The organism is Actinoplanes sp. NPDC026623, assembly GCF_040638275.1.
Classification (GTDB): domain Bacteria; phylum Actinomycetota; class Actinomycetes; order Mycobacteriales; family Micromonosporaceae; genus Actinoplanes.
In genome coordinates this window covers 1-14148 of sequence record NZ_JBEZXZ010000092.1, presented here as the reverse complement: position 1 = coordinate 14148, position 14148 = coordinate 1, and the positions used below count along the sequence as shown (strand labels likewise).

At 73.3% G+C, this 14148-nt stretch carries 16 protein-coding genes; 6 read left to right on the top strand and 10 right to left on the bottom strand.

The window, feature by feature from the left end; all coding sequences use genetic code 11:
* The first annotated feature begins 9 nt into the window (after positions 1-9).
* Both AB0F10_RS25060 and AB0F10_RS25055 read left to right on the top strand, forming a co-directional pair.
* Positions 10-450 (top strand): nitroreductase family deazaflavin-dependent oxidoreductase, encoded by a 441-nt coding sequence (locus AB0F10_RS25060; RefSeq protein WP_360629612.1) that lies wholly within the window; start codon positions 10-12, stop codon positions 448-450.
* 11 nt (positions 451-461) lie between these two features.
* Positions 462-899 carry a nitroreductase family deazaflavin-dependent oxidoreductase gene (locus tag AB0F10_RS25055; protein ID WP_360629609.1) on the top strand — a complete coding sequence of 146 codons (438 nt, stop codon included), beginning with the start codon at positions 462-464 and terminating at the stop codon, positions 897-899.
* 3 nt (positions 900-902) lie between these two features.
* On the opposite strand, the gene AB0F10_RS25050 is transcribed toward AB0F10_RS25055, so the two are convergent.
* Genes AB0F10_RS25050 through AB0F10_RS25035 form a run of 4 tightly spaced genes read right to left on the bottom strand, consistent with a single transcriptional unit; the run spans position 903 to position 4799 of the window.
* Positions 903-1709, bottom strand: a complete 807-nt coding sequence (locus AB0F10_RS25050; RefSeq protein ID WP_360629606.1) for an ATP-binding cassette domain-containing protein — start codon at positions 1707-1709, stop codon at positions 903-905.
* Positions 1706-2740, bottom strand: coding sequence for an iron chelate uptake ABC transporter family permease subunit (locus AB0F10_RS25045; protein WP_360629603.1), 1035 nt, complete (start codon positions 2738-2740; stop codon positions 1706-1708). Before AB0F10_RS25045 ends, AB0F10_RS25050 begins: the two co-directional genes overlap by 4 nt.
* Positions 2737-3798, bottom strand: coding sequence for an iron chelate uptake ABC transporter family permease subunit (locus AB0F10_RS25040; protein WP_360629600.1), 1062 nt, complete (start codon positions 3796-3798; stop codon positions 2737-2739). The genes AB0F10_RS25045 and AB0F10_RS25040 overlap by 4 nt, the downstream gene beginning before the upstream one ends.
* A complete protein-coding gene (locus AB0F10_RS25035; protein WP_360629597.1) occupies positions 3795-4799 on the bottom strand; it encodes an iron-siderophore ABC transporter substrate-binding protein in 1005 nt (334 codons plus the stop codon). The genes AB0F10_RS25040 and AB0F10_RS25035 overlap by 4 nt, the downstream gene beginning before the upstream one ends.
* Positions 4800-4975: 176 nt before the next feature.
* Here AB0F10_RS25035 and AB0F10_RS25030 point away from each other — a divergent pair, with 176 nt between their 5' ends.
* Positions 4976-6109 carry a DUF5925 domain-containing protein gene (locus tag AB0F10_RS25030; protein ID WP_360629594.1) on the top strand — a complete coding sequence of 378 codons (1134 nt, stop codon included), beginning with the start codon at positions 4976-4978 and terminating at the stop codon, positions 6107-6109.
* Here the strand turns inward: AB0F10_RS25030 and AB0F10_RS25025 are convergent.
* The 5 genes from AB0F10_RS25025 to AB0F10_RS25005 all read right to left on the bottom strand — a co-directional run bounded on the left by AB0F10_RS25025 (position 6106) and on the right by AB0F10_RS25005 (position 10525).
* Positions 6106-7320 carry an adenylosuccinate synthetase gene (locus AB0F10_RS25025; protein WP_360629591.1) on the bottom strand — a complete coding sequence of 405 codons (1215 nt, stop codon included), beginning with the start codon at positions 7318-7320 and terminating at the stop codon, positions 6106-6108. The two genes, AB0F10_RS25030 and AB0F10_RS25025, sit on opposite strands and share 4 nt — an antisense overlap.
* Complete coding sequence (locus AB0F10_RS25020; protein ID WP_360629588.1) at positions 7317-8285, bottom strand: hypothetical protein; 969 nt, start codon at positions 8283-8285, stop codon at positions 7317-7319. Before AB0F10_RS25020 ends, AB0F10_RS25025 begins: the two co-directional genes overlap by 4 nt.
* A gap of 18 nt (positions 8286-8303) precedes the next feature.
* Positions 8304-9299 carry a molecular chaperone DnaJ gene (locus AB0F10_RS25015; protein WP_360629585.1) on the bottom strand — a complete coding sequence of 332 codons (996 nt, stop codon included), beginning with the start codon at positions 9297-9299 and terminating at the stop codon, positions 8304-8306.
* Positions 9296-10048, bottom strand: a complete 753-nt coding sequence (locus AB0F10_RS25010) for an NUDIX domain-containing protein (RefSeq protein WP_360629582.1) — start codon at positions 10046-10048, stop codon at positions 9296-9298. Before AB0F10_RS25010 ends, AB0F10_RS25015 begins: the two co-directional genes overlap by 4 nt.
* 186 nt (positions 10049-10234) lie before the next feature.
* Entirely contained in the window at positions 10235-10525 is a 291-nt protein-coding gene (locus AB0F10_RS25005) for a DUF1540 domain-containing protein (RefSeq protein WP_360629579.1), read from the bottom strand.
* A 199-nt stretch (positions 10526-10724) separates the two neighbouring features.
* Here AB0F10_RS25005 and AB0F10_RS25000 point away from each other — a divergent pair, with 199 nt between their 5' ends.
* Together AB0F10_RS25000 and AB0F10_RS24995 are read left to right on the top strand one after the other, a co-directional pair.
* The gene (locus AB0F10_RS25000) at positions 10725-11861 is read left to right on the top strand and encodes a hypothetical protein (protein WP_360629576.1); all 1137 of its coding nucleotides are present in this window, start codon (positions 10725-10727) and stop codon (positions 11859-11861) included.
* A 21-nt stretch (positions 11862-11882) separates the two neighbouring features.
* A complete protein-coding gene (locus AB0F10_RS24995) occupies positions 11883-12719 on the top strand; it encodes a patatin-like phospholipase family protein (protein ID WP_360629573.1) in 837 nt (278 codons plus the stop codon).
* Here AB0F10_RS24995 and AB0F10_RS24990 read toward each other — a convergent pair.
* Entirely contained in the window at positions 12716-13357 is a 642-nt protein-coding gene (locus tag AB0F10_RS24990; RefSeq protein ID WP_360629570.1) for a hypothetical protein, read from the bottom strand. The genes AB0F10_RS24995 and AB0F10_RS24990 overlap by 4 nt on opposite strands.
* A 108-nt stretch (positions 13358-13465) precedes the next feature.
* Here AB0F10_RS24990 and AB0F10_RS24985 point away from each other — a divergent pair, with 108 nt between their 5' ends.
* Positions 13466-13984 carry a SigE family RNA polymerase sigma factor gene (locus AB0F10_RS24985; RefSeq protein WP_360629567.1) on the top strand — a complete coding sequence of 173 codons (519 nt, stop codon included), beginning with the start codon at positions 13466-13468 and terminating at the stop codon, positions 13982-13984.
* The last annotated feature ends 164 nt before the right edge of the window (positions 13985-14148 follow it).

Sequence of the window (14148 nt, the reverse complement as noted above, 5' to 3'; positions counted from 1 at the left end):
GGAGTTCCCATGCCATTGTCCGGTGAATACGCGCCGAGCACGTCCGACTGGGCCCGCGAGCAGGCCGAGGCGTTCGAGGCCTCGAACGGTGCCGAGGCGAATGAGTTGCGCGGCAAGCCGATCGTCCTGCTCACCACCGTCGGCGCCAAGAGCGGCAAGCTGCGCAAGAACCCGCTGATGCGCGTCGAGCACGAGGGCCAGTACGCGGTGGTCGCCTCGCTGGGCGGCGCACCGAAGCACCCGGTCTGGTATTGGAACCTGGTCAGCAACCCGCGCGTGGAGCTGCAGGACCTCGACGTCAAGCGCGACTTCGAGGCGCGCGAGGTGCACGGCGAGGAGCGGGAGCTGTGGTGGAAGCGGGCCGTCGAGGCCTGGCCGCCGTACGCTGACTATCAGACCAAGACCGAGCGGATCATCCCGGTCTTCGTGCTCACCCCGACCTCCGACTGAGGAGTCCGCACATGCCGCTAACCGGCGAGTACGGCCCGAGCACCTCGAACTGGGCCCGCGAGCAGGCGGAGACGTACGAGGCGACGAACGGCGCCGAGGCCGGCGACATCCAGGGCCGCCCGGTCATCGTCCTGACCTCGATCGGCGCCCGCACCGGCCTGCTGCGCAAGACGGCGCTGATGCGCGTCGAGCACGACGGCGACTACGCCGTGGTCGGATCGCTCGGCGGCGGCCCGAAGAATCCGGTCTGGGTCTACAACCTGCGCAGGAATCCCGAGGTGGAGCTGCAGGACGGCGAGGAGCGGCACGAGTATGTCGCCCACGAGGTGTCCGGCGAAGAGCGGGCGGTGTGGTGGGAGCGCGCGGTGGCGGCGTTCCCGACCTACGCCGGCTACGAGAAGAAGACGAAGCGGTCGATCCCGGTTTTCGTGCTGCGGCGCTCGGACTGAGCGCTAGCGGATCAGCCGGCCGCCGCGTGCTCCCCGGGCGGCCGGCACGACCAGCGGCGTGTGCGTCTGCGGGTCGGGGATCACCTGGCAGGCGAGGCCGTACACGTCCGCGACCAGTTCGGCCGTGATGATCGCGCCCGGGTCGCCCTCGGCGACGATCTTCCCGGCCTTCATCGCGATCAGGTGGGTCGCGTAGCGGCAGGCCTGGTTGAGGTCGTGCAGGACCGCGACCAGCGTCCGGCCCTGCTCGTTCAGGTCGGCGCACATGTCCAGCAGGTCGATCTGGTAGGCGATGTCGAGGAAGGTGGTCGGCTCGTCGAGCAGCAGGATGTTCGTCTGCTGGGCGAGCGCCATCGCCATCCACACGCGCTGCCGCTGCCCGCCGGACAGCTCGTCGACCGCCCGGTCCGCCAGCGCGGTCACGCCGGTCGCATCCATCGCCGCCGCGACCTGGTTCTCGTCCTCCGGGGTCCACTGGCGCAGCAGCTTCTGGTGCGGATATCGGCCGCGGGCCACCAGGTCCGCCACCGAGATCCCCTCGGGCGCGGTCGCCGTCTGCGGCAGCAGGCCGAGGCGCCGGGCCACCTCCTTCGCCCGGTACGAGCTGATCGCCGCCCCGTCGAGCACCACGGAGCCCCGTTTCGGCGCCAGCAGCCCGGCGAGCGCGCGCAGCAGCGTCGACTTGCCGCACGCGTTCGGCCCGACGATCACCGTGAAGGAGCCGTCGGGGATGCTCACGTCGAGGGCGGAGGCGATCACCCGGCTGTCGTACGCGAGGGTCAGGTCCGCACCGGACAGCCGCGACGTCATCGGCCTTCCTTTCGAAACTGGATGCCGAGCAGCCAGGCCAGGTAGACCCCGCCGACCGCGCCGGTCACCACGCCGACGGGCAGCTGGGCGGGGGCCAGCAGCCGCTGGGCGACGTAGTCGCTGAGCACCATCAGCAGCGCCCCGGTGATCGCCGTCGGCAGCAGTTGCGGCGCCGGCGAGCCGGTGAGGCGCCGGGTGATCTGCGGCGCCGCCAGCGCCACGAACGCGACCGGGCCGGTCGCGGCGGTCGCGACCGCGCACACCGCGACCGCGAGGACCACCAGCGTCAGGCGGGACCGGTGCACCGGTACGCCGAGGGACTGCGCGGACTCGTCGCCCATCTCGAGCATCCGCAGCCGCCGGGTGAGCAGCAGCAGCGGCGGCGTCAGCACGAGCAGGGCGACGGCGAGCAGGCGCACGTACTCCCAGGTCCGCCCGTTCAGGGTGCCGACGAGCCAGACCGCGGCGGACTGGGCCGCGTCGAGCCGGGCCCGGCTGATCAGGTAACTGTTCAGCGCCACCAGCATGGCGCTGATGCCGATGCCGACGAGCACGATGCGCCGGACCGCGCCGCCGCCGATCGCGGCCAGCCCGTACACGATGAGGGCGGTGAGGATGCCGCTCAGGATGGCCGCACCGGCGGCGCCGGCCGGGCCGGCGCCGAGGACGACGATGGCGAGGACCGCGCCGGTGGCGGAGCCGGTGGTGAAGCCGACGATGTCGGGGCTGCCGAGGGGGTTGCGCGACAGGCTCTGGAAGACCGCGCCGGACAGGGCCAGCGCGGCGCCGACGAGCACGCCGAGGGTGACCCGGGGCAGGCGCAGGTCGAGCAGGATGAAGCGGTCGGCGCGCCGGCCCCCGCCGCCCGCGATTTCGAGGATGTCGGCGACCGGCAGCCGCACGCCGACCGCGGCGACCGTCAGGGTGACCGTGGCGAGCGCGGCCAGCAGCAGGGCGCCGCCGACCCAGAGGGTGCGCAGGTCGAGGCGCAGGGCGAGGCCCGGTGCGCGGACGGTGATCCGGCGCCTCAAAGGGGCACGATCCGGCGGCGCATGATGACGAAGAGGAAGACGGGCGCGCCGAGGAACGCGGTGACCAGGCCGGCCTGCAGCTCGCCGGGGCGCACGACCAGGCGCCCGGCGACGTCCGCGAGCAGCAGCAGGGTCGGCGCGAAGAGCAGCGAGTACGGCAGCAGCCAGCGCTGGTCCGGCCCGACCAGCATGCGGGCGATGTGCGGCACGGCGAGCCCCACGAACGCGATCGGCCCGACGGCGGCGGTGGCGGCGCCGCAGAGCAGGGTGACGGCGATCGCGGACAGCACCCGGGTGCGGTTCAGGTCGGCGCCCAGGGCGCGCGCGGTGTCCTCGCCGAGCGCGATGACGTTGAGGGACGGGCCGAGCACCAGGGCCAGCAGGGTGCCGGCCACGACGAAGGGCAGCACCCCCCAGAAGACGCTCAGGTCGCGACCGGCGAGCGAGCCGACCGTCCACAGCCGGTAGCGGTCGAAGGTGGTGACGTCGAGCAGGGCGACGCCGTTGGTGACCGCCAGCAGGGCCGCGCCGACGGCCGCGCCGGCCAGCGCGAGCCGCTCGGGGGAGGCGGCGGAGCGGCCGCGGGTGCCGAGCAGGTAGACCACGACGAACGCGCCCGCCGCGCCGGCGAACGCGAACCAGATGTATCCGGTCAGCGAGCCGACGCCGAGCACCCGGATGGCGAGCACGACGGCGGTGGCCGCGCCCGCGTTGATGCCGAGGATGCCCGGGTCGGCCAGCGGGTTCCGGGTCAGCGCCTGCATCAGCGCACCCGCCAGGCCGAGCGCGATCCCCGCGGCCAGCCCGATCAGGGTTCGCGGTATCCGCAGGTCGAGCACGATCCGAACGTCCTCGGTGGCGCCCCGGGAGAAGAGCGCGCCCCACACCGTGCCGAGCGGTATCGACTTGGTGCCGACCGCGATGCTCAAGGCGGCCACCGCGATCAGCGCGGCGCCGGCGAGCAGCAGCCCGGCGCCGCGTGCGGTGAGTCCCCCTCGGGCGCGGACCCGCGCCTCGAGGGTGGTGTATCCGGCCCGCTCGGCGGCGGTGTGGGTCACGCCAGGGCGTCCTTGACCATCGGCACGAACCTCTCGATCGTGTACGGGGTGCTCAGCACCGAGTTGGTGGAGAACGCGTTGGCCAGGTCGGCGTCGTCGATGATGAGCATCCGGCCGTCCTTGGCCGACGGGATGCTGTTCAGTACGGGGTCCTTCGCGAGCTGGTCGCCGGCGCCGATGCCGAAGACGACGGTGAGGTCGGCGTCGAGCAGGCCGACCTGCTCCTTGGAGATCGCGGCGTAGTAGCTGGGCGGGTTGAGCGCCTCGATCTTCGGCGAGTTGGTGAAGCCCAGCGCCTCCATGAACTGCACCCGGCCGTCGCCGCTGGTGTACGCCCCGTACTGCCCGCCGAACGAGGCCGCGACGACAACGGTCTTGCCGTGGAACTCGGGGTTGGCGGCGTTGGCGTCGGCGAGCGCCTTGTCGTTGGCCGCGACGAGCGCCTCGCCCTCGGATCCGAGGCCCAGCACCTGGGCGATCATCAGCGTCTGGTCCTCGAGCGCGGTGCCGTACGGCTGGGTGCCGGCGGGCCCGGAGAGCGTGGGCGCGAGCTTCTCCAGCTGCTCCCAGGTGGACTTCACGTTGTCGCTCTTGGTCAGGGTGATGAGGTCGGGCCGCAGCGCCGCCACGCTCTCGAAGTTGATCTCCGGGCCGGTGAGCACGGTGGGCTTGGCGCCGCCCAGCTTCGGCTGGGCCCAGGGTCCGACGCCGGTCGGCCAGGCCTGGAACCAGTCGAGGATGCCGGCGGGCACGACGCCGAGGGCGAGCAGCGCGTCGGCGTCGGCCCAGCCGAGCGAGACGACGACGGCGGGCGCCTTTTCGAGGGTGGTGCTGCCGAACTGGTGGGTCACGGTGGTCGGGAACCCGCCGCCGGTGGCCGCCGGGGAGCTTCCCGTTTCCGGGTTGTCGTCATCACCGCAGGCCGCGAGCACTCCGGTGGCCGCGACGCCCGCGACGCCGAACAACAGATTCCGGCGCGAAAGGGGCGCGTGCGTCGCCATGCCGGCCTCCAATCCTCGGGTGAATCCTGGTCATACAGGGTTAGGTAAACCTAACGTGATCAAACGCCGAGGACCGTATAAATCGGGTATACCGCGCACACATGGGAACATCCCGATCGGATACCCCTGCGGGAAAACCGGGTGCTCTTCCCTCTTCCGGGGCCGATCATGGGGTGATGCGTACCCCCCATCAGTCCGTCGATCGGCTCGGCAGCCGTCCCGTGGAGACGGCCGCGCCCGCGCCGGCGCCGCTGTCCGGCGCCTTCGACGACGCCGACCGGCTGGTGGACATCGTGGACCTGCTCGCGCTCGACGCGTTCGTCACCGGGCGGGAGCCGTACGGCCGCACCGCCGACCTCGAGAACGTCCGCGCCGACGCCCTGCTGACCACCGGCGACGCCCGGATCGTGCGCGACGCGGTCGAGGGGGACGGCCACGGCCGGCTCTCGGTCGGCGAGGGCTGGACCCTGCACGTCACCCGCTGGAAGCAGAGCCGCCGGGCCCGCGTGACGGTCACCGCCGTCAGCGCCGAGATGGCGGAGTCGGTGCTGGCGGTCGCGACCGAGAACGCCGTCGAGGAGCCGGAGCCGGCCGCCGACAGCGTGCCGATCGGCTTCTGGCACTTCGGGCCGCACGGCCCGCGCCGCGTGCAGCGCGAGATCGACGCCGCGCCGTGGGACAAGATCCGCCGGAACTACGCGGACCCGGTGGCGCGCACCCTGGAACGGCTGATGGCCGTCGACGGCAGCGCGGTCAACGGCCGGCTCCTGCTGCTGCACGGCGAGCCCGGCACCGGCAAGACGACGGCCCTGCGCGCGCTGGCCCAGCAGTGGCGTTCGTGGTGCCAGGTCGACTGCGTGCTCGACCCCGAGCGGCTGTTCGGCGACCCCGCGTACCTGATGAGCGTGGCGCTGGGCAGCGGCGACGACGAGGAGCCGCGCTGGCGGCTGCTCATGCTCGAGGACTGCGACGAGCTGATCAGCGGCGAGGCGAAGGCCACCGCGGGGCAGTCGCTGTCCCGGCTGCTCAACCTCACCGACGGGCTGCTCGGCCAGGGCCGCAACGCGCTCATCGCGATCACCACGAACGAGGATCTGGCGTCGCTGCACCCCGCGGTGGTCCGGCCGGGTCGGTGCCTGGCCAGCATCGAGGTCGGGCGGCTGCCGTACGGCGAGGCGGTCGCCTGGCTCGGCACCCCGGCGGGCGTCGGCCCGGACGGGGCGACCCTCGCCGAGCTGTACGCGCTGCGCACCGGCGCCCGGCCGGTGACCGTGCCGGCCACCCCGGCACCGACGGGCATGTACCTCTAGACGAGGACCGGCCGCGCCGCGAAGCGCTTGTCGTCGCGGCGCGGCCCGCGCGACTCCAGGATCACCGGCGCGTCCAGCAGCTCGCCGATCCGGGCCGGCCAGTCCCCGGGCCGCTCCAGGTCGCCGGGGCGGGACCGGTCCAGCAGCGCCGTCAGCGCGGCCTGCCGGCCCAGGTCCCGCGGCGGCCCCGGCACGATGCGGTCCCACCGCACCCCGTCCAGCTCGTACGAGGTGCAGACGCGCAGCCCCGGCTCCCGCGCGGGCGCGTCGAGGTGGGTCACCGCCAGGCCGTCGACGCCGCCGGCCACCTCGACGGCGTACCGGTGTGCGACCGCGTCGAAGTGGCCCACCCGGAACGCGCCCTGCCACTCCCCCGTGCCGTTGTACGCCTCGGGCAGGTCCAGCGGCGCCGCGGTGACGAACGGCCCGGCGCCGTGCCGGGTCGTGTACGTCCGCACCACGCCCAGCCGGAAGAAGCCGGTGCACAGCGCCGCCACGTTGTCGAACGTCGTCGTCGACCACGTCGTGTACGGATGCCAGCCCCGCCACTCGTCCAGCAGCACGCCCTGCGCGCCCTCGAACACGCACCGCCCCCGGTCCAGCAGGCCGCCGAGATACCCCTGATCCACGATCGACACCGCCCGCCCGAAGGCGAGGAACGCGTCCACGACGTCGTCCAGGGGCGCCGACTCCAGCGGGCCGAACTCGGCCTGCACCGCGGCCAGCCGCGACCGCAGCCGGGCCCTGGACAGCACGTCCTTCACCCGGGGCGGGTCGGCGTGGCCCAGGGCGTACTCGACGGTCGCCCCGACGCCCATGCCGCACGAGCCGTGCCGCCGGTGCCCGCGCCGCCGCTCCCGGTCCCGGTTCGCGGCGCGATGCCACGGGGTGGCGAGCAGGGCGTCGCCGTCCACGGTGAGCAGGTGGAACGGGTTGCCGAGGGCGGCGGCCTCGGCGGCGAGCGCGAGCGGATCGACGACCACGAAGCGCGACAGGTGGGTGGGCACGCCCTGCAACGTGCCCGACCCGAACTGCGCGAACGTGTGGTGCCGGCCCTGCGGCGTGACCACGTTGTGCGCGGCCTGCGCTCCCCCGTTGAACCTGATCACCGAGGTGACCGGGCTCGAAGCGCAGATCGCGTCCACCACCGTGCCCTTGCCGGCGTCGCCGTAGCCGAGATCGACCACGGCGACGTGCCCGGCCTGGTTCACAGCCGTTCGTTCCCGCTCGGCGTTGCCGCGCCGCCCAGGTCCAGCGGGGAACGAACGGCCGCGACCCGTCCCGCGCCGAGCGGCGCGAGCGCCCGGCCCACCGACGCTCCGGCCGCCGATCCGACCTCGACCAGGTCGGCGAGGCCGGCGTCGAGGTCGATGGATTCCTCGCCGAGGCCGACGGTCAGCGCGATGGTCTCGCAGACCGCGTCGAGGTCGTCCAGCTCGATGACGTGCTGACCGAGCAGGACGCGCCAGTAGGCCAGGATCTCGGCGTCGCCGCCCCAGCCGGCCGCAGCCGGCATGATGTAGTAGACGTCGAAGCTGCGCCGCAGCTCGGCGAGCATCGCCTCGATCGCGATCGGCTCACTGAGCTCCTCGTCGAGGAAGCGCCGGACCTCCTTCGGCTTGACCTGCGGGTACGCCATCTCGTCGCCGATGATGAAGAGGTAGCCGCGGCGGCCCCGCGCGATCATGGAGTCGAGGCTGGTGTGCCGGGCCATGAAGTACATGGCGAGCTCGTAGGACTCGCTGCGCTGGCCGCCGCCACCGCCCTCGATGACGATCCTGGCCAGGTCCTCGTCCATGCGGTTGTCGGACTCGAACTGGCCGACCTGCAGCGGCACCCGGTCACAGGTGGCGTCGCCGATCGCGCCGAACATGATGTGCGGGTCGGTGGCGTAGCCCTTGCGGGTCAGCAGGCCGAGCAGCTGCGGCAGCTTCGTCTGCAGCACCCGGGGCACGGCGCCCATCGAGCCGGTCACGTCGAAGAGGACGGCGATCGGCGTGCTCATCGGGTGCTCGTCGCTGTCGCGGCTCTCCCGCTTGCCGGCGGTCTTCGGATCGAGCGCCGGGTGTGCCTTACGGGCGCCGCTGTCGCTGTAGGCGAAGGCGCTCGTGCCGCTCGCCGCCCGGTAGCCGGCGGCCGCGGAGTAGACGTCGGTGGACCAGCGTCCGCTTCCCATTTCATACCTCCTGGTGAGTCACGCCGGCATCGCGAACGGGCGAAAGCGGCGGGGTCCGTACAGGTTCTCGAGCAGCTCGTCGAGCTCCCCGAGCAGTGACCACGCGTCCTGCGGGCGCATGCGCGGCGCGTCGTAGGAACAGCCGGCCGCGAAGCGCCGCAGCGCGGCCGGCGGGTCGGCGACGAGGCCCAGCATCAGGCCGGTCGCCATGAAGATGTCGGTGGCGGCGGTGGCCGGCCGCCCGGCGGTCACCTCGGGCGGGTAGGCGGCCCGGTGCCTCGCGACCAGCGCCGGCACGGGCGTGCCGGGCGCCACGGAGTAGCACCAGTCGACGAGGACCACGCCGTGCTCGGCGGGGTGGACGAGGACGTGCTCGGGCAGCACCGCGCCGTGCACGACGCCGGCCCGGTGCGCCCAGCCGAGCCCGGTGAGCAGCCGCCGCCACATCCAGGCGGCGTCGCGCGCGGGAATGCCGCCCGGGTAGGCGCGGCGCACCTCCGCGAGGGAGACGAAACCGTTCTGTCGCTCGACGATCGTCGCGGTCCGGCGCGCCCTGGCCGCGTCCTCGTGGGTGAAGCTCTCGATGAGCCGGGGCGCGTAGGCCCGGAATTTCGGGTCGCCGTCGGTGACCAGCCGGCCGAGGGCGGCGGCCTCCGCGCGCATCAGGTCGTTGTCGCCGGGCCGCCGGGGCAGCTTGAGCAGCGCCGCGTCGCCGTCGACCGCGTGCAGCTCGGCGATGTCGCCGCTCGCCACCACCGCGCCGACCCGGTAGGCCGCGCGGCTCGTCGTCAGCACCCGGCCGTCGCGCCCGGCCCAGAGCTCCGCGAGCCGGGCGAAGGCCGCCGTCGCGGCCGCGGCCCGGCCCGCCGGCGCGACGTCCGGATGCACGACCTTGACCAGAATCCGGTACGCGTGCCCGGCGGTCTGCCCGCGCGCCTCGTCCACCAGCTCCGCGAAGGTGCGCGCCGCGCTGATGCGGTCGACGGCGTCCGCGAAGGACGGCGCCGCGCTCATCGGATGCCGTCCTCTCGGGCCGGCCGCAGCAGCGCCGGGTGCAGCAGCCGCGCGTCGCCGGCCCGGTAGAGCCGGGCCTTGGGCCCGCCGCGCTCCCCGCCCCGGGCCGCGGTCTCGCCGGTGCTCTCGACGAAGCCCGGCACCGACAGCACCTTGCGGTGGAAGTTGCCGGCGTGCAACTCCTCGCCCCAGACCGCCGCGTAGACCGCCCGCAGCTCGCCGACGGTGAACTCCTCGCCGACGAACGCGGTGGCCAGCGGCGTGTACTCCAGCTTGGAGCGGGCCCGGTCGAGCGCGTCCGCGAGGATCGTCGCGTGGTCGAAGGCAAGCTCGCCCACCTCGTCGACGGGCACCCAGAACGCGCCGGACGCGTCGCCGCCGGCGCTCGGATCGGGCAGGCTCGGCGCGAACGCCAGGTAGGCCACCGAGACGACCCGCATCCGAGGATCGCGCCCCGGGTCCCCGTAGGACCTGAGCTGCTCGAGGTGCACCCGGTCCAGGTCGTCCTCGCCGGGGCGCAGGCCGGTCTCCTCGGCGAGCTCGCGCAGCGCGGCCGCGTCGAGCGTCTCGTCGCGGACGAAGCCGCCGGGCAGGGCGCGCCAGCCGGCGAACGGGTGGCCGCCGCGCTCGACGAGCAGGACGTGCAGCCGCCCGTCGCGGATGGTCAGCGCCGCGACGTCGACGGTGACGGCAGCGGCGACGAACTCGCTCGGGTCGTAGCTCTCGAGGAACTCCCGTTCGGTCGTCATCGTGGCTCCGCGTTGTTCTCGATGTGAGTAAGACTCGATCTGAGAACAACCTAGCTCCTCCGGGCGTCGCGGTCAACCGCACCCGCGCCGGACACCCCGGAACGACAATGAATAACGGCGGAACAAAAAGGCCGCCACCCGAATTCGGGAGGCGGCCTTAAGGTAAGGCTCAGTTAATCGCGACGCTTATCGCGGCTCGAAGGTGAGGCAGTCCGCGCGATTCTGCGCCGCGCCGACCACGATCGACGGTGCGTGACACTCAAGCTCGGTGTTGTGCACGCACTCGGACCGCTTGCAGGCGCCGACCTGGGCTGTGGCCTGGCCAATCCCGCCCTTGTCGGCGGTCTCGATGTAGGTGTCGCATGCGGAGCTGGCGCGACCGATGGTGATCGCGAAGGCCGTGCAGCCGTCGTGGTTGTAACCGCAGCCGGTGACCGTGCAGGCCTGCACGCGCGGCATCTCCATCAACTGGGTCATGGTGGCCCTCCCTTTCTCCACGCCGACCATAAACTATGCGGAACTGCTTTGCGCGGCCCGGGTGGCGCCATTTTTCGCCGTTTACAAATGAGGTACGCCATTCTTTAGGTGAGGCAATCCTCATTCCTCGACTCGGCCCCGCCCGTCCACGAGAGCTGGCAGAATGGTGCAAAACACTCGAACCGCCGGAGGGCGCCGCATGGCCGACGAACCACCGCGCGGCCTGAGATCCTGGTGGCCGGCCGGCGTCGGCGCGCTGGCCCTGCTCGCCGTGCTCGGCGTCGTCCAGGCGACCGGGACCGCCGACCACCCCGCCGCCACGCCGCCCGCCTCCTCCGCCCCCTCCGCCGCCGCGCCGGCCGGGTCCCGCGGCAGCCCGTCCTCCGCCGAATCGCGCTCCGCGCGGCGGTTGATCGCGCTCCCCCGCGTGGACGGCACCTGGCCCGGGCCGAACGGCATGTCCGGCGTGAACGGCGACCCGCTGTTCGACACGGCGCACGTCAACGCCTTCTGCACGGCGCGCGGCCGGCCGTGCCGGATCGCGAAGACCTATACGGACCGGGCGTCGTGGGAGTCGATGACGGCCGGCACCGGCTGGACGTTCGACCTGTTCTCGGACTTCGAGGGGATGCTCGTCGTCTCGCAGGGCCTGGTGCCCATCGGGGCGAGCGCGGACCTGGCGGCGTGCGCGAACGGCGAGCGGGACCGGGACTGGAGAAACTTCGGCAGTCTGATGACCAGCCTCGGCCGCGGCGATTCGGTGGTGCGGCTGGGCTGGGAGTTCAACGAGAAGACCTCGCCGTGGCGGGCGGACGACCCGGCGACCTGGATCGCCTGCTACCGCCGCGCCGCCACGAACATCCGCGCCACCGACCCGGACGTGCTGCTGGACTGGACGATCAACGCGCACGGCACGCCGGCCGGGGTGTGCGGCGGGGTGAGCACGAACTGCTACCCCGGCGACGCCTACGTGGACATCGTCGGCATCGACAACTACGACCACTACCCCTGGTCGCCGACCCGGGCCGCGTTCGACCGTACGGCCGCGGACCCCGAGGGGCTGAGCTGGCTGTACTCGTTCGCCCGGGCGCACGGCAAGCTGTTCTCGGTCGGCGAGTGGGGCGTGGTGCCGACGGGCGACGCCGGCCGGGAGAACCCGTCGTTCGTGGCGTGGATGCACGCCTGGTTCGCCGATCACGCGGAGCACCTGGCGTACGAGGCCTACTTCTCCGATTGCGGGGAGGGCGGGGTGCAGTCGAGCCTCTTCCGAACGGACGCCGGGTGCTTTCCCAACCCGGGGTCGGCGGCGGTCTACCGGAACCTGTTCGGAGCCTAGCCGTGGTGGTAGATAGTGCACATGGAAAAACGCGCGCTGGTGCTGGGTGGTGGCGGCGTCACCGGCGTCGCGTGGGAGATCGGCCTGCTGCACGGCCTCGCCGAGCGGGGCGTTGATCTCGCGACCGCCGACCTGTTCGTCGGCACCTCGGCCGGGTCGGTCGTCGCCGCCCAGCTGACCGGCGGCGCCGGCGTCGCCGAGCTTTACGCGCACGAGCTCACCGACACCGCCGGCGACCGCAACGCCGCCATCGGCACGCGGGTGCTGCTCGGCTTCGTGCTGGCCGCGCTCTGGCCCGGCGGCCGGGCCCGCGGCCGGGCGCGGCTGGGCCGGGCCGCGCTGAAGGCCCGCACGGTGCCGGAGTCCGAGCGGCGCACGGCCATCGCCTCGCGGGTGCGGCGCGACGACTGGCCGTCGGGGCGGCGGCTGCTGATCCCGGCCGTCGAGGCGCGGACCGGCGCGGTCGCGGTCTTCGACAGCGGCAGCGGTGTGTCGCTCGTCGACGCGGTGGCCGCGAGCTGCGCCGTGCCGCTGGTCTGGCCGCCGATGACGGTCAACGGCAGCCGCTACATCGACGGCGGGGTGCGCTCGGTCGCCAACGTCGACCTGGCCGCGGGGTACGACCGGGTGGTGGTGATCGCGCCGCTGACCGCCGCCGTGCGGCGCGCCGACCGCCCCGGCGCGCAGGCGGCGGCGCTGGGCGCCGGCGTGCGGACCGCCGTGATCACCCCCAGCCGCGCCGCGCTGGCCGCGATCGGCCGCAACCCGCTCGACCCGTCCCGCCGCGCACCCGCCGGGGAGGCGGGCCGGGCCCAGGCGGCGGACGAGGCCGAGCGGATCCGCGCGGTCTGGGTCTAGCCCACCCCGACCTGGTTGTTGCCGGCGGTCAGGACGCGGCCGGCGCCGTCGTAGGCCTTCAGGTCTGACACCGCCTTGGTCGCCGGGTCGAACCAGAAGAACTTGATCTTGCCGTCCAGGCTCCAGGCGGCCTGCCTCGCCACGACGGTGCGGCCGCCGGCCCGCGCCGTGATCCGCGCCGCGTCGCCGGCGTAGTAGCCGAAGGACGGCGTCCGCTCGCCCTCGACCTCCATGCCGCCCTGCACGGCGTGGAAGCCGGGCGCCCGGTCCGAGCCCTCGAACTCGTTGGCGACGACCACGTCGACGATCGTGCCGTCGGACAGCCTGCGGCCCGCCATCACCCCGAAGTGGGTGCGGGGCAGCGACTTCTCCTTGACCGGCACGGCATAGATCACCCACGCACCCCGCTTCGCCGCGAAGCCGGCATCGACCACCGCACCCAGCCGCTTTCGCGCCGGCTCCCGCGCGGGCTGCGACTCCTCAGCGGAGGGGGCGGCCGGCCGCGACGGGGCCGCCGCGGGCCCGGCCGCGGGCTTCTCCTGTGCGGCGTTGGCGGCCACCGCGCCCGCCACCACTACGGCGAGTGCGGTGCCGGTTACCCCGGCGGTGAGGATCCAGCGGTTTCGGGACAGTCCCATTGCGTATCTCCATCAGGATGGGCGGATGGTGCGTGACGATGATCGAGACGGCCCATCCCCGGAAAAGGTTGCCGCAACCTTTTCCGCCGCTCACCCGTCATGGCCGTCGTGGGATTAGCTCGAAGAGGCGACGACGAGTTCGTCGAGTTCGCGCGGGCGAGCTCGGCGCGGCTGCAGCGCGCCGCGTACCTGCTGACCGGGGACCGGCATCAGGCCGAGGACGCGGCACAGGCCGCCCTGGTCCGGGTGTACGCGGCCTGGGGCCGGGTGCGCCGCAAGGACCCGTACGCGTATGCCCGCACGGTCCTGGCCAACCTGGTCACCGACCAGTGGCGCCGCCCGATCCGCGAGTACGCGACCGAGCAGATGCCGGAGCGGCCGCTGCCGCACGACCTGGCCGACGACGTCACCCGGCGCCGCTGGCTGATCGGCGCGCTGCAGGCGCTGTCGCCGCGCGAGCGCGCGGTGGTCGTGCTGCGGCACTTCTTCGACGTGACCGAGGTGGACGTGGCCCGGGAGCTCAACCTCTCCCTCGGCACCGTCAAGAGCCTCAACTCCCGGGCGCTCGCCAAGCTCCGGGTCTCCATCCCTTCTCCCCGGCGCGCGGAAAGCGGAGTACGCCCGTGAACGACATCGACGACCTGAGAGACGCCATGAACACGCCGGACTTCGAGCCGAGGCCGCTCGACCTGGGTGCGGTCATGGCCGCCGGCGGCCGCCTGCGCCGCCGTCGCCGGCTCGCCGTCGCCGCGACGTCCGGGCTCGCGGTGCTGGCGCTGCTGGCCGGCGGC

What these genes read in the sequence shown, in the direction of transcription:
- AB0F10_RS25060 (WP_360629612.1), top strand. Translation starts at nt 10, where the DNA reads ATGCCATTGTCCGGTGAATACGCGCCGAGCACGTCCGACTGGGCCCGC.
- AB0F10_RS25055 (WP_360629609.1), top strand. Translation starts at nt 462, where the DNA reads ATGCCGCTAACCGGCGAGTACGGCCCGAGCACCTCGAACTGGGCCCGC.
- AB0F10_RS25050 (WP_360629606.1), bottom strand. Translation starts at nt 1,709, where the DNA reads ATGACGTCGCGGCTGTCCGGTGCGGACCTGACCCTCGCGTACGACAGC.
- AB0F10_RS25035 (WP_360629597.1), bottom strand. Translation starts at nt 4,799, where the DNA reads ATGGCGACGCACGCGCCCCTTTCGCGCCGGAATCTGTTGTTCGGCGTC.
- AB0F10_RS25030 (WP_360629594.1), top strand. Translation starts at nt 4,976, where the DNA reads ATGCGTACCCCCCATCAGTCCGTCGATCGGCTCGGCAGCCGTCCCGTG.
- AB0F10_RS25020 (WP_360629588.1), bottom strand. Translation starts at nt 8,285, where the DNA reads ATGGGAAGCGGACGCTGGTCCACCGACGTCTACTCCGCGGCCGCCGGC.
- AB0F10_RS25015 (WP_360629585.1), bottom strand. Translation starts at nt 9,299, where the DNA reads ATGAGCGCGGCGCCGTCCTTCGCGGACGCCGTCGACCGCATCAGCGCG.
- AB0F10_RS25010 (WP_360629582.1), bottom strand. Translation starts at nt 10,048, where the DNA reads ATGACGACCGAACGGGAGTTCCTCGAGAGCTACGACCCGAGCGAGTTC.
- AB0F10_RS25005 (WP_360629579.1), bottom strand. Translation starts at nt 10,525, where the DNA reads ATGACCCAGTTGATGGAGATGCCGCGCGTGCAGGCCTGCACGGTCACC.
- AB0F10_RS25000 (WP_360629576.1), top strand. Translation starts at nt 10,725, where the DNA reads ATGGCCGACGAACCACCGCGCGGCCTGAGATCCTGGTGGCCGGCCGGC.
- AB0F10_RS24995 (WP_360629573.1), top strand. Translation starts at nt 11,883, where the DNA reads ATGGAAAAACGCGCGCTGGTGCTGGGTGGTGGCGGCGTCACCGGCGTC.
- AB0F10_RS24990 (WP_360629570.1), bottom strand. Translation starts at nt 13,357, where the DNA reads ATGGGACTGTCCCGAAACCGCTGGATCCTCACCGCCGGGGTAACCGGC.